Source organism: Nostoc sp. NMS2 (genome assembly GCF_017115105.1).
Lineage (GTDB): Bacteria > Cyanobacteriota > Cyanobacteriia > Cyanobacteriales > Nostocaceae > Nostoc.
On record NZ_JABXKH010000019.1, the window covers coordinates 1 to 12,814 of the forward strand.

Consider the following 12,814-nt stretch of genomic DNA (forward strand, 5'->3'; position numbering starts at 1 on the left):
GGCAAATCCTTATTCATTAGAGTTGAACTACAGGTTTCAAGATAGACGTGGTTTATAAGTCGCTATCAATCAAAACAATTAACAATTTTTATCAAATCTAGTGTATAAACCACCATACTTAAACCAGTATTGCCTTAATTGATGACAAGGCGTAAACAAACTGGCTTTGACACGATAAAGAATAACCTGTCGATGGTCGCCCATCCAAATTTTATCAACAGGCTCTACAGAAATTAATGTTCCTCCTAAAGTGGCTATACACTCAGTAAATCTATCAACGCAAGAGTAGTCTATGGTTTCAAATATAAAAAAGTGACCTGAACATATTAAATGACGGCTTCTTATCCAACATTGGAGCTTTTTATGTGCTTGGGGTGGCAACATTGTTTTGCTACAAAGAATTTGATATGAATGTAATAGTTACATCGATTTTTGGATAAATATATTTCTTGCATAAAGCATTTTTTGGAATCGCGCAAAGGCGTAAATAAACTCTTAATCGTCTATTCAGCCTTTTTCAGTAAAGTGGAGTGCGATCGCATTCCATTCAACTAGTACAACACGACGTAAATGTGAAACGTCTAAAACCCCACTTGAAGAAGAATTCAGAAGGGGCTAAACGCCCCGCTACCGCTAACAGAAGTCAGAATGAATCAGTGGGGGATTCAGACCCGCCACTGTCTTGTTGACCATTAAATCAAAGATTTAGTGGGGGTCTTAAACCCCTGGATTCATTCACTTTTTCGTTCAAAATTCATTCTGAACGCGAAGAGCGTGCCGGAGACATTATTCTGGCGACTGACTCCTGAATTCTGTTTCGATAACAGTAATTACGAATTAGTCTAAGGGTCGGATTTAAGATATTCCTGTAATTGTTGGGTACGCAGTTTTGTGATATTTTCTAGACAACCAAGATAAATGCTAGGGGCAATACTTCCTCCCTCATATTTGCTTCTTTCAAACTCACAATTGGTATCTAGAAACTTTACCCATGCTTGTTGGGCAGTAATCAATTTCTGTTTTCTAGATTTTTCTAAGATAGGTAACAATTGTTGATAAGCTTGATTCAGTTTTTTATCTGTATTCTGATACGATAACCTCGCGCATTCATTAATTGCTGCTTGAGTTTGAGGATTATTACAGTTAAATTTTTGAGCTAGGCGAATCTGGGGTAAATCAGGCATTGTGCCTGCCATTGTCATCGAAGGGTTATCTAAACTGCTGAGAGTTAGCATACTTGCCAAAACTAGTAATAATTGACGCATGGCAAAAACTTTATTGTTTAGGCAAGTATAGACAAAAGATACCAAAATGTGCGTCATTGGTATCTTTCAACGCACAATACGTATAAACTTGTTACAAAAGATAAACCAGCCGTCAGAAGGAAGTGGAAATTTTACGAGAATGCTAAAAAGAACTTAGTATTTTAGTGATCTAAAAGTTTAGCTTTTATATTTTATGAATCGTTCCGCCTGTCTTATTTTTAATCCAGTTGCGGGTCAGGGCGACCCAGATATAGAACTGGCAGAAATTCGAGCAATATTAGAGCCAGATATTGAACTAGATATTTATCTTACAACTCAAGAAATCGATGCAGATCAACTAGCTTATGCAGCCGTAGAGCGAGGGGTAGATGCAATCATTGCTTCGGGAGGAGATGGGACTCTCTCGGCGGCGGCGGCGGCTGTAGTGGGTACTGATATTGCATTTGGCATCATTTCTAGAGGAACAGCAAACGCTTTTGCCACAGCTTTAGGAATTCCTGACACGATCGCAGGTGCGTGTGAAACAATTTTGCAGGGAGGAACTCGCCATGTAGACGTAGCCTATTGCAACGATCGCCCAATGGTACTCTTAGCAGGTATTGGCTTTGAAGCTGAAACTGTAGAATTAGCAGACCGAGATGCCAAAAATCGCTTTGGAATGATGGCCTACGTTTTGGCAGGAATCCAGCAACTCAGAAACTTACATAACTTTGATGTTGAAATTGAAACAGAAGACAAAATAATTAAAACTAATGCCTGTGCAGTAACAGTCGCAAATGCCGCGCCTCCCACTTCAGTCTTAGCTCAGGGGCCAGCAGGTCTGGTTTATGATGATGGGCTACTAGATTTAACTATTGTAGCTCCAGCTAATAAAGCAGGAGCGATCGCTGCTACATTTCATCTATTCCAAACGGCATCTACAGGTAACGCCGTAGAACGGGATGATATTGGTTTTCTGAGAGCTAAACAATTTAAAATTACAACTGAGCCACCACAAAAGGTTGTTCTTGATGGTGAAATAGTCGGCACAACACCAGTAGAAATTAAGTGTGTACCAGCTGGATTGAGGATTTTTGTGCCATTAGTAGAAGAAGTTGAGCCTACAGAAAAACTAGAGGGACTGCCTAATCTGACTATTGAGATGAAAGATCCGCTAGAGGAATAGGGGCATTGGGCACTTGTACTGAGCGACTTGTGCCGAGCGAAGTCGAGGTAAGTCGAAGTATTGGGCATGAAGAAGAGACAAGGAATAGGCTCCTTGTCCCCCTGCCCCCCTCCTCCCTGCCCCCTGCAATTCAAGATTCAGGAGTATGTTGCATTGAAACTTGTATCTGATCCAACGATCGCTAACAAAATTCGTAAAATGAATCAGCGAGTAAAATGGCAAGATCCGTTAATTGTGGAACGGAACATCGACCAAACTCGGCTGGTGTTGGAGGATGGTCAAGCAGATAATCCTGAGTTCTCATTTTTAGTTGTGGGTGATAGTGGTTCTGGTAAGCATCGGGGACATAATCCCCAACGACAGATAGCTGAACTGATGTTGCCCCATCACAATGAATGTCGGTTTATGCTGCATACCGGGGATGTGATTTACTTAGTGGGTTCGAGTGAATACTACCCGCAAAACTTCATCGAGCCTTACCGAGAGTTTATCTTAGGCGGAGAGCATCCGAGACGGATTGCTTATGACAAGATGCTTTTTAAGCTGCCTATTTTACCAGTACCGGGAAATCACGATTATTATAATTTGCCCATTTTATTGAGCTTGGCCTCTCTCACAACATTACCCATTCGTCGCCTGTTGCGATCGCGCTTAGACTTAGATGTAGGTTTGCATGGCTCAGGAACCGGTGAGGCTTACGCACAGGCATTTCTAGACTATCTTAAGGCGTTTCAGCTTCCGGGAGAGTTAGCTAGCCATTTAGATCAACACTACACAGCTAAGACAGATACAGGTCTTTGTCTTAGGTATGAACCAGGGCATTTTACCCGCCTTCCCAATCGTTACTACACTTTTCGCTATGGCGGAATTGATTTCTTCGCCTTGGATTCTAATACATTTAACGATCCACCACCTCTACCTAAAACCAAACAAGGTGATGCCGATCGCAAAATCTTAGAAAAGCGTCGTGAAGATTTAGAACAAGAAAAGCAGCAAATTATTGAAACTTCGGCCAAGCTTCATCCTGAAAACCCCATTGAAGCTGACCAATTAGACGACTATCATGCCAAGCTATCGCAAATTGAAGAAATTATTGTTGACATCGAGAAGCAATTAGCCAGTGACAAAACAATGGAGACTGATATTGAACAACTAGACTGGCTCAAAAAAAGATTAATTGAATCTTGGAATAATTCAGAAGTTCGGGGAAGGGTGATTTATTTCCATCATCCTCCTTATGTAACTGAGGCGACAAAGTGGCAACAAGCACAAACTTTGATCATTCGCGATCGCTTCCGTGGCGTGCTGGATGCAGTAGCTAAAGAAATCGGTTCCTTAAATCAGGATCGTCCTTTAGTTGATTTGGTATTAAACGGTCACGCCCACTGCTTAGAACATCTGGAGACAATGGATACAGGACACGCTGATGCTCATATCCACTGGCTTGTTTGTGGTGGTAGCGGGTTTAGTTTGCGCCGCCAAAGGATTGAGGGAGCAGATTTAATGGAAGAAAATAAACTAGTGGCGCGATCGCATCTCTTCATTGGTCGCAACGGTCAAGGTTTTCAAAAGCGACGACCTTATTCAGGTTTACGCATTGACGTTAAAGGCGATGGACAGCCTAAGTTTATTGTCCGTCCCTTGGTTGCCGAATGGCATCAACGACAATGGCATAATCCTGAACTTGAGCCGTTAATCATCGTAAATCAGCATAATATGTAATGAAGAGCCATTTTTATTCTAGTAAGGAAGTTTTTATATTGCTATTTAATCATGCTAGTTAATCGTCACAGAAACAGAGAAAGCACCAATGTTATCGTCATACCAGACCATCCAGTTACTATTTGGCAAAATGTCTTGATCCCAAGTAGCTAACCGCTTCTTATATGCTTCATTAATTCTTTCGTTCAGAGGTTTGTTAGGAATAGACTCACCATTTTTTTTCTTTAAAAGATCCTCGTCATCAATTTTGGTTTTGTAGTATTGATAATTATCTTTTACAGGTAGAGCATATATATCACGCGCATCCGGTTTTAATAAAATATCGTTGATCGCAAGAACTAATTCACCACCTTCTTCTATATCCCACTCATTTTTCTCACCGACTGCTTTTAGATTTCTTACTCCTTCGTCTTGACGCAAAATGGCAGCTATCAACTTCCCATAACCATGCACAGTATCTTTGTCAGGCATGAGTTTGTACGACGCCCGCCTACTATCCCAGTCCTTGTGCATATTCGGGTCAGAACCATTTGGGCCAACCCACGATGGTAAAATCTGCTGATCTGTTTCTGCTATGGTGATTAACTTCTTTAATGCGGTATGTACGCGTCCACTAGCTTGGATTTTAATTTTATCGTCCTTTTTAACTATGATTCCCGTTCGAGTCCAGGGGGTTTTTCCGTTTTCTGTACTTCCAGAAGCGCTCACCATTACAACTGCATTCTGTGTACTCCCTTTTTTAATAGTGATCGTTCCAGCATTCGTCGTAATCTCAACTTGATCGGGACGCCACGAGTAGAAAATTAACGACAAGACGAGTATAAATGCAGCAAGTAAAAACCCTATAGTTATTAATCCACGCCTGGTGCTTATAAGCTGATGTATAAATTCAACCCAGGTTGTGGGTGAAGTCGGGTTATTCCTGCTCATAATAATTTTATTAAACTTTGTTGCAATAATAATTATAATATTATGTGTGATTTACCCATTGACGTTAAAGGCAATGGACAACCTAAGTTTATTGTCCGTCCATTGGTTGCCGAATGGCATCAACGCCAATGGCATAATCGTGAACTTGAGCCGTTAATCATTTAACTAATTTTGGGGATTTAAGTAGAGAGCGCGTCATTACGAATTACGAATTACGAATTACGAATTATCTTAACGGTCTACCGATCCCATCACAACATCAATGCTTCCCAAAATAACGAAAATATCTGCAACTTTTTGACCTTTGATTAACTGAGATAAAACTTGTAAATTATTGAAATCGGCTGGACGAATTTTCCAACGCCAGGGGAAGATACGATCGTCTCCGATAACATAGATTCCTAATTCTCCTCTGCCTGACTCTATACGCACATAATGTTCACCTTGAGGAATTTTAAATGTAGGCGCAACTTTTTTGGCAATGAATTGATAATCAAATCCGTTCCACTCAGATTTAGAGCCTGCTTTCATCCGTTGAGCTTCTAAATTTTCGTATGCACCACCAGGTAATCCCTTGAGTGCTTGCTGAATAATCTTGACTGACTCACGCATTTCTCCAATTCTGACGAGATACCTGGCAAAACAATCTCCGGCTGTATCCCACTGTACTTGCCAGTTAAAATCGTCATAGCATTCATAGTGGTCAACCTTTCGTAGATCCCACTTCACCCCAGAAGCTCGTAACATTGGGCCAGAAATCCCCCAGTTAATTGCTTCTTCACGACTTAGAACACCTACACCCTCGACTCTGCGGCGAAAAATGGGATTATTAGTAATTAGTCTTTCATACTCATCAATCTTTGGTGGAAAGTAGTTACAAAAGTCTTCGCATTTATTCACCCAGCCGCAAGGAAGGTCAGCAGCAACACCACCGATGCGAAAATAATTATTGTTGACCATGCGGTAGCCTGTGGCAGCTTCAAACAAATCGAGAATCATTTCGCGATCGCGCAAAGTGTAAAATATGAGAGTTTGTGCGCCAGTGTCTCCCACAAAAGGCCCCAACCACAGCAGATGATTAACAATTCGGGCTAACTCCAGCATAATTACCCGAATGTAGCTAGCACGTTTGGGGATAGAAATATTTGCCAGTTTTTCGACAGCATTCACCGTCACGGCTTCGTTAAACATTCCGCCATAGTAGTCCCATCGACTCACATAAGGTACGTACATAATATTGGTACGGTTTTCAGCAATCTTTTCCATACCTCGGTGCAGGTAGCCGATGACAGGTTCACAGTCCACTACATCTTCGCCATCTAAGGTAACAACAATCCGAAAGCACCCATGCATTGAGGGATGATGGGGGCCAAAGTTAATCACCATTGGCTCAGTCTTGGTTTCAATTCTGACCATAAATAAAAAGTTTCCCTAATCCCTAATGTTTCAGAACAAGATACTGGTTTTGAAAATTTTAGTAGGTTGGGTTGAGCGAAGCAAAACCCAACAAATACGTTGGGTTTCGTGCCTCAACCCAACCTACGAATCGAGACATTTTTTGATTTGGCGAAGGTATTGAACAAGATACTGGTTTTGAAAATTTTAGAGAATTTAGGAAATGGAGTCTTGCAAAAACGTCCGATTTTTTGCAGATTTGCCCTATCTTTGTTGAATAGCTTTAGGAGTTACACCCATGAGTCGCTTACAGTGAAAATTGAGATGGCTTTGGCTAGCAAAACCAACCAAATCAGCAATTTCAGCTATTGTCATTTCTCCCTTCAGCAATAATTCTTGGGCACGTTTCACGCGACAGTGAATTACATATTTATGGGGAGTCATTCCCATAGATTGTTTAAAAAGCTGGGAAAAATAATGAGGACTAATTGGTAACAACGCCGCCAATTCTGCTAAACCTAAGTTTTGGTCAATATGTTCGTGAATGTAGTCTATGACTTGTTGTAATTGCCGCCGTGGTAAACCATTCTTATATGCTTTTAATATCGGTTGGCGCGTGGAATAGTGTTGCATGAGATGTACTGATAAGGCAGTTATCATCGTCTCTGCATAAAGACGGCTCCCTAGAGGATTACTTTCTAGAATGCCTCTCAGTGCTAACCCTATTTGATAAATTAGAGGATCGGGTGTGGCGAACTGCGGCACAAGTTGAATCTGTTCTGCATCTGCTGTTTCGTCAACTGCACGAGCAAAAATCTGTGGTTCAATCGCAAGTAAAATAAAATCCCCTTCAGCATCCCAAGCAGCCTGATGCCCAACATTAACGGGAGTAATAATAATATCGCCTCCAACAACAGCATCATGATGCTTGCGTCCATCCATTTTTCGTTCAGCATGAATTACCCGCGCTCCATGAGTGAAAATCACAAGAGAGTGCCACAGGGGAGTGCAAACTTCAGGAAATTCATAAGCAGGTTGACACATATAGCCAAATGATGAACCTTGCCAACCTGCTTGCAGACTTGTGAGAATTGGGAAACGTGGGAATAGTGGGAATACCTCATCCTCTTTAGTGATAACTAAGGGCTTGTTTTCTAACATAGACTACCAGAAGTTATTACAAGCCCAATGTATCAGAAGCTCAAAAATTTTCACACCAGTTTTATATTGGGTTGCGCTTTATTCGCCCATACAAATAGAGACGCAATTATAGTTATTGCGTCTCTACAAACCACCTATTTAGCCTTTTTACGTGTAATTGCACACACCAAAAAGATATTTGTTAATTAAATTATTCCTGGGCCTCTACCGCGTTTGTCACCCTTTTCGGTTAACTTACCTTCTTCGTCTTGATTAACTTCTCCAAGTTCTTCAACACGTTGTGCAGTATCTTCTGCTGCTTGTTTGCGTGCATCACCTGGTTCTTTGTAGTACATTTCCGGTTCAACTGCATAGTTGTTTAACAAACCTTCTTTGTCCACGGTGTATCCGTCAGTAGTGCGTATACTTTCTGGATCGGTTTGGTCATCTGTAGCTACATCTGCCTCCCCTTCTTCTGTAGGGAGTGTTTTGTAGTTGCCCCCTTCTCTTTCCATCCGAGCAGCTGTTTCTGCTGGGATAATGCCGCGATCGTAAGTATCTGCTTCAGCGCGATCGGATGAATCTATATCTCTCTTAACTGCTTCATTAGCCATAATTTATGTCCTCGTTAAAGAATGTATTAAATAACTTCAAAAACTAGATTAAGCTTTTTTTAATCTCCGAACTACTATCTTTAGAAGTGATTTAAATTAAAGATAATGTTATATCCTCTATCTTTCGATGTATCCAAAAGATTGAAATAATTCGTAATAGAGCCTCCGGCACGCTCCGCGTTAAGCTGAAGCTATGCCGCAGGCTTTACGTAATTAAGTTTTGCAATGGAAATTTTAACCCCGCCGCAAGTCTTTTCGCTTGCTAGAAGCGAGGGATTTAGACCTTAGCGATAGCGGGGCGTTTAGCCCATTCTAACTTCTGAATTCTTCTTCAATCGCCCACAAATTGATTTTTGAGGGATTGAATTTCATTAGTTAATTCTTGCCGAGTTGAAACCTTTAGTAGATAACGGAAAATAAACCAACTGGCATAACCAATTCCAACTAATTCAAATAGTGGTGATAGTAATGGAATACCATTGATTGCATCCAGTAGTGCTAGCACTAACTTTGCAGTCACAATGGCCGCCAAAATTAAAGCAACAGTTATTAGAGGCTGCTTATAATCCTGAAAAAAGCTACCTAAGTATTCGGGTAGTTTCTCCAAAAATTGAGAAACTTGTTTGCTAATTTGCTGCCATTGAGATTCCGGTTCAGATGCTGGTGGTAACATTGGCAAATTTGTATCTACACCTTCAAGTGCTAGCGCACCTTGTGATAATGAAGTATTGATAGATTCAAGTTGCTGTTGTTCGGTTTCCATAGTTTTTCAAAGATTACAAAAGTTTGTGTAACTGAACTGAGCATCAATAAATATAATTATTAAGGTCGTCAGTTGCCAATTTTTAATGGTCAGTTATATTTATTACTGACCATTAAAACTGAGTAGGAAAATCTAAATTTATTTTTGTCTACCTACTCACTTGGATTTATTGTTAGTTGCCTTAGTTCTTTGGTGGGGCAACAGTTGCTTTCACAACTACGCTTTTAACACCTTTGATTTCTTTAGCTAAACGTTCAATTTTAGCCAACTCTTGCTGATTGTTAACAGTTCCTCCAATAGTGACAACTCCATCCTTTGTGGCATCAACTGTTAGTTGACCTTTGGGTATGTTTGCCTCTAACTTGGAGCGAACTTCGCTTGCTAAGTCACCTTTAGCTCTATCTGCATCGCCACCAGTGGTATTATTGCGCTGTTCGCGGGCACGGATATCAGCATCAAGTTGTCTTCTGCGAGTTTCACTTTGTGCATCCTTTTGAGAAGCTTCTGTTGTCTGTACACTCGGTGATTGTGCAGCTTCATTAGGATTATTGGGTGCAGATTCACTTGTTTTAGAAGCGTTATCACAAGCAGCAACACCAAAAACTAAAAGGGTGCTAATTAAGAAGGGGGTTAGCTTTTTCATAGATTTAATTCGCAATCGAAAAGTGAAATTTGTTGATTTTTACGGTGAAGTGAGGAGCAAGTTTTTGAAGTCAGGAGCAAAGTTTTCAAATTCTTGCTCTTGCAATTGTGTGTAATTAGTGGAAGTGAAAACTACTTTATATTAAAGTGTTTCATCACGACGGTCAACAATGACTACAGAAGGATCGTTAAGATGAGGCTCTGTTGAGTAATTGGGGCGAATAGGATCGGCTACTGCTGTGTCGTGATGTGTTACTCGGTCTAAACCTGGCCGATGTTCGCCTAAATCAGTGGCATCATAGATAGCAAATTCTTCAATACCTCGACGTTTGAGAATTGCTTCAGCTTGGTAGATTTCAGCTTCTGTACCATCGATAATTATTAGGTAGTCGCCTCTTTGGAAGCGATCGCCATATACCCGCGCTCTGTCTTCAGGAATTCCCAAGCCAACCAGTGCGCCAACAATACTGCCAGCAGCTGCACCGATCGCACCACCAGCTAAAGTTGTGGCCAAAGCTGTTGCGACTGCACCACCAGCAATCACAGGCCCAACTCCAGGAATTGCTAGAGTTCCAAGTCCAACTAATAAGCCAGTCAAGCCGCCTAGAACACCGCCTGTAGCTGCTCCGGTTTTTGCCCCATCGTCTGCTTTATTACCTGTTCCGACATTTCTATCTACATCTACACCAGCGATTCCACGACCGTCTGCATCTTTAGCGATGATGGAGACTGTACTTAAGGGAAAACCTGCATCTCGTAATTCTGTGAGTGCTGCTTCTGCATCTCGGCGATGAGAAAAGACTCCTATCGCGCGTCTGGCAACACCACTATGAGCCACGTTAACGTTAGAGACTGGAGCGACATAATCAGCATTTCTAGCATCTGGGTTGTCATAAATACCAAACTCTTCGACACCACCCTGATGGAGAATTGCTTCTGCTCTAGCGATTTCTGTATCTGTACCATCCAGGATCACTAAATAGTGTCCTCGTCTTACACGTTCGTCATAAACTCTAGCTCGTTCTTCGGGAATTCCTAAACCAATTAATGCACCAAGCAAACTACCAGCTACTGCACCAATACCAGCGCCAGCGAGAGTTGTAGCTAGGGTAGTTGCTGCGGCTCCAGCCAGCATAATTGGCCCGATTCCAGGAATTGCCAAAGTACCAAGACCGACTAATAAACCAGTTAATCCGCCCAAAGCGCCGCCTGTAGCGGCTCCAATTTTAGCGCCTTCATCAGATTTATCATCAACGCGATCGCGCACTTCAGCACCAGCAATATCTTCTTTGTCTCCATCTTGGGTAATGACAGAGACTCTATCCATATCAAAGCCGACTTTTTTCAATTCATTTAGCGCATGTTCTACATCTCGACGATGAGAAAATACACCTACAGCACGTTTATGTACACCTACAACCATTATCTTTTTCTCCTCAGCAAAAATCAATTAGTCACAAATTTATAGCTTGTAATACCCTTATTAATACACGTTTTGAATTATGTTTCATCAATCGCTTGGAAGAATTTTTGTCTCTATCGTTAGGAATAGGTGATTTTATCTAAATGAGTAAATATAAAATCATAATTTATCAATCAGAATTCAGAAGTTAGGACGGGCTAAATGCTCGGCTATCGCTAACAGAATTAAAAATGAATTATGACCGAAAAAGCCGATAGTGTAGCGTTAGCGATCGAGATTGCTGAATTCTGAATTATGCATTCTTTTTCAATATGAAAGCTTAGATATTGTAGTTCTAAAAATATTACGTTAGTAGAAGAATTTAAAGATTGGCAACGATATCATTAACACCGGATCTGGCGACGATACAATTGACGGCGGTTCTGGCAACGATATCATTAACGCCGGCGATGGCAATAATAGGATTGACGGCAAATCTGACAACGTTACGATTAACACCGGATCTGGCAACGATAGGATTAACGGTGGAGTGGGGAACGATACGATTAACGGCGGATCTGGCAATAATAGGATTGACGGCGGTGATGGTGACGATATCATTAACGCCGCATCTGGTAACGATACGCTTAATGGCGGATCTGGCAATAATAGGATTGACGGCGGATCTGGCGACGATAGCCTTGTTGGTGGATTTGGTAATGATAGCCTTGTTGGTGGATCTGGCAACGATACTATTAGCGGTGATTTTGGTAACGGTGGTATCCTCATTGGTGTTGGCGGAAGCAAGGCGTTTAGCCCATCTTGACTGCTGAATTCTGTTCGATAAATCATAGAAATATAGTTGACAGTTAACTACTTAAAACCGAAAAGGGTACAAAATGAGTTCTGAATCTAACGTCAAGTTAACGATCGCTCTTTCTAATCCAGACTTAGATGCAGAGGAGCAAGAAAAGGAAACACGGAATTTGCTGCGAGAAATCAAAGACTTAGACGTAGAAAGTGCTGAACTTGTAGCAGTTACAGAAATACCCGAAAGAGGCAAGTCTGTTGGCGGTTTTCTGCTGGGAGTATTACAGGCAGAGGTGAGCCTTGCCAATTTTAAGAAATTGTTGGGATTTTTGGGCGATCGCTTGGGCAACAAAACTATTGAATTGGAAGTTGAGGCCAACGGCAAAAAACTCAAGGTGAAAGCTAGCAGTCAGGAAGAGTTAAACGCCGCCATTGAACAAGCTCAAAAGTTTATCGCAGGTAACTGATAAATTCCATTAGCAAGGAAGAATAGGGAGATGGCAAAAGTAGCACTGCTAATCGGAGTTAGTAAGTATGAGCCTGGTCTTACCCCATTACCTGCGGCGACAAAAGATGTCGAGGCGATGGAGCGCGTTTTGCTGCATCCAGAGATTGGCGGTTTTGATGACGTAACACTGCTGATAAATCCTCAACGACAAGTAATGGATGAGGCAATTGAGGCTTTGTTTGGCGATCGTCAAAAAGACGACCTCTTGCTGCTGTTTTTCTCTGGACATGGCATTAAAGATGAGAATGGCAAGCTTTACTTTGCTGCTTGCAACACTAAAAAAAGTGACAAAGGAGAACTAGTTAAGGCCACAACAGTACCAGCTAGCTCTGTGCATTCAGTCATGAGCAATAGCAGGGTTAGCGCGTCTCAAAGCCTATTGACAAGAGGACTTGCCTGATCAGCAATCTTTGTTGGAAACAAAGTGACACCATCCGAGGTAGGGTAAGATTTAATTC

The 12,814-nt window shown here is 41.5% G+C and carries 14 protein-coding genes; 6 read left to right on the forward strand and 8 right to left on the reverse strand.

What is annotated here, in order from left to right; translation table 11 throughout:
- Positions 1–842: 842 nt before the first annotated feature.
- Positions 843–1,265, reverse strand: a complete 423-nt coding sequence (locus HWQ36_RS01245; protein ID WP_292697260.1) for a lysozyme inhibitor LprI family protein — start codon at positions 1,263–1,265, stop codon at positions 843–845.
- A 193-nt stretch (positions 1,266–1,458) separates the two neighbouring features.
- Between HWQ36_RS01245 and HWQ36_RS01250 the strand changes: the two genes are divergently transcribed.
- Together HWQ36_RS01250 and HWQ36_RS01255 are read left to right on the forward strand one after the other, a co-directional pair.
- Entirely contained in the window at positions 1,459–2,430 is a 972-nt protein-coding gene (locus HWQ36_RS01250) for a YegS/Rv2252/BmrU family lipid kinase (protein WP_292697262.1), read from the forward strand.
- A gap of 153 nt (positions 2,431–2,583) precedes the next feature.
- Entirely contained in the window at positions 2,584–4,152 is a 1,569-nt protein-coding gene (locus HWQ36_RS01255) for a metallophosphoesterase (RefSeq protein ID WP_292697264.1), read from the forward strand.
- Positions 4,153–4,206: 54 nt separating this feature from the next.
- On the opposite strand, the gene HWQ36_RS01260 is transcribed toward HWQ36_RS01255, so the two are convergent.
- Complete coding sequence (locus HWQ36_RS01260; protein WP_292697266.1) at positions 4,207–5,082, reverse strand: hypothetical protein; 876 nt, start codon at positions 5,080–5,082, stop codon at positions 4,207–4,209.
- A 42-nt stretch (positions 5,083–5,124) separates the two neighbouring features.
- Between HWQ36_RS01260 and HWQ36_RS01265 the strand changes: the two genes are divergently transcribed.
- Positions 5,125–5,247 carry a hypothetical protein gene (locus HWQ36_RS01265; protein WP_292697268.1) on the forward strand — a complete coding sequence of 41 codons (123 nt, stop codon included), beginning with the start codon at positions 5,125–5,127 and terminating at the stop codon, positions 5,245–5,247.
- Positions 5,248–5,313: 66 nt separating this feature from the next.
- Here HWQ36_RS01265 and HWQ36_RS01270 read toward each other — a convergent pair whose 3' ends face one another.
- The 6 genes from HWQ36_RS01270 to HWQ36_RS01295 form a co-directional block, all read right to left on the reverse strand.
- Positions 5,314–6,498 carry an NAD(P)H-quinone oxidoreductase subunit H gene (locus HWQ36_RS01270; protein WP_292697270.1) on the reverse strand — a complete coding sequence of 395 codons (1,185 nt, stop codon included), beginning with the start codon at positions 6,496–6,498 and terminating at the stop codon, positions 5,314–5,316.
- 243 nt (positions 6,499–6,741) lie between these two features.
- On the reverse strand, positions 6,742–7,638 hold the full coding sequence (locus HWQ36_RS01275; protein WP_292697272.1) for an AraC family transcriptional regulator: 897 nt from the start codon (positions 7,636–7,638) through the stop codon (positions 6,742–6,744).
- A gap of 185 nt (positions 7,639–7,823) precedes the next feature.
- A complete protein-coding gene (locus HWQ36_RS01280; RefSeq protein ID WP_292697274.1) occupies positions 7,824–8,231 on the reverse strand; it encodes a hypothetical protein in 408 nt (135 codons plus the stop codon).
- Between the two features lie 331 nt (positions 8,232–8,562).
- Positions 8,563–8,994: a CAAD domain-containing protein gene (locus tag HWQ36_RS01285; protein WP_292697276.1), complete on the reverse strand. Its 432-nt coding sequence runs from the start codon at positions 8,992–8,994 to the stop codon at positions 8,563–8,565.
- A gap of 181 nt (positions 8,995–9,175) precedes the next feature.
- A complete protein-coding gene (locus tag HWQ36_RS01290; RefSeq protein ID WP_292697278.1) occupies positions 9,176–9,637 on the reverse strand; it encodes a BON domain-containing protein in 462 nt (153 codons plus the stop codon).
- Positions 9,638–9,778: 141 nt separating this feature from the next.
- On the reverse strand, positions 9,779–11,059 hold the full coding sequence (locus HWQ36_RS01295; protein WP_292697280.1) for a general stress protein: 1,281 nt from the start codon (positions 11,057–11,059) through the stop codon (positions 9,779–9,781).
- 382 nt (positions 11,060–11,441) lie between these two features.
- Between HWQ36_RS01295 and HWQ36_RS01300 the strand changes: the two genes are divergently transcribed.
- The 3 genes from HWQ36_RS01300 (at position 11,442) to HWQ36_RS01310 (ending at position 12,756) form a co-directional block, all read left to right on the forward strand.
- Positions 11,442–11,864, forward strand: a complete 423-nt coding sequence (locus tag HWQ36_RS01300) for a calcium-binding protein (protein WP_366828180.1) — start codon at positions 11,442–11,444, stop codon at positions 11,862–11,864.
- A gap of 73 nt (positions 11,865–11,937) precedes the next feature.
- On the forward strand, positions 11,938–12,315 hold the full coding sequence (locus tag HWQ36_RS01305; protein ID WP_292697282.1) for a hypothetical protein: 378 nt from the start codon (positions 11,938–11,940) through the stop codon (positions 12,313–12,315).
- A 30-nt stretch (positions 12,316–12,345) separates the two neighbouring features.
- Positions 12,346–12,756: a caspase family protein gene (locus HWQ36_RS01310; RefSeq protein WP_292697284.1), complete on the forward strand. Its 411-nt coding sequence runs from the start codon at positions 12,346–12,348 to the stop codon at positions 12,754–12,756.
- Positions 12,757–12,814: the final 58 nt, after the last annotated feature.

Bases quoted from the DNA above. Each gene is read 5' to 3' on its own strand.
- HWQ36_RS01260 (WP_292697266.1), bottom strand. From the start codon at position 5,082: ATGAGCAGGAATAACCCGACTTCACCCACAACCTGGGTTGAATTTATA.
- HWQ36_RS01280 (WP_292697274.1), bottom strand. From the start codon at position 8,231: ATGGCTAATGAAGCAGTTAAGAGAGATATAGATTCATCCGATCGCGCT.
- HWQ36_RS01270 (WP_292697270.1), bottom strand. From the start codon at position 6,498: ATGGTCAGAATTGAAACCAAGACTGAGCCAATGGTGATTAACTTTGGC.
- HWQ36_RS01275 (WP_292697272.1), bottom strand. From the start codon at position 7,638: ATGTTAGAAAACAAGCCCTTAGTTATCACTAAAGAGGATGAGGTATTC.
- HWQ36_RS01305 (WP_292697282.1), top strand. From the start codon at position 11,938: ATGAGTTCTGAATCTAACGTCAAGTTAACGATCGCTCTTTCTAATCCA.
- HWQ36_RS01295 (WP_292697280.1), bottom strand. From the start codon at position 11,059: ATGGTTGTAGGTGTACATAAACGTGCTGTAGGTGTATTTTCTCATCGT.
- HWQ36_RS01310 (WP_292697284.1), top strand. From the start codon at position 12,346: ATGGCAAAAGTAGCACTGCTAATCGGAGTTAGTAAGTATGAGCCTGGT.
- HWQ36_RS01285 (WP_292697276.1), bottom strand. From the start codon at position 8,994: ATGGAAACCGAACAACAGCAACTTGAATCTATCAATACTTCATTATCA.
- HWQ36_RS01250 (WP_292697262.1), top strand. From the start codon at position 1,459: ATGAATCGTTCCGCCTGTCTTATTTTTAATCCAGTTGCGGGTCAGGGC.
- HWQ36_RS01245 (WP_292697260.1), bottom strand. From the start codon at position 1,265: ATGCGTCAATTATTACTAGTTTTGGCAAGTATGCTAACTCTCAGCAGT.
- HWQ36_RS01265 (WP_292697268.1), top strand. From the start codon at position 5,125: ATGTGTGATTTACCCATTGACGTTAAAGGCAATGGACAACCTAAGTTT.
- HWQ36_RS01290 (WP_292697278.1), bottom strand. From the start codon at position 9,637: ATGAAAAAGCTAACCCCCTTCTTAATTAGCACCCTTTTAGTTTTTGGT.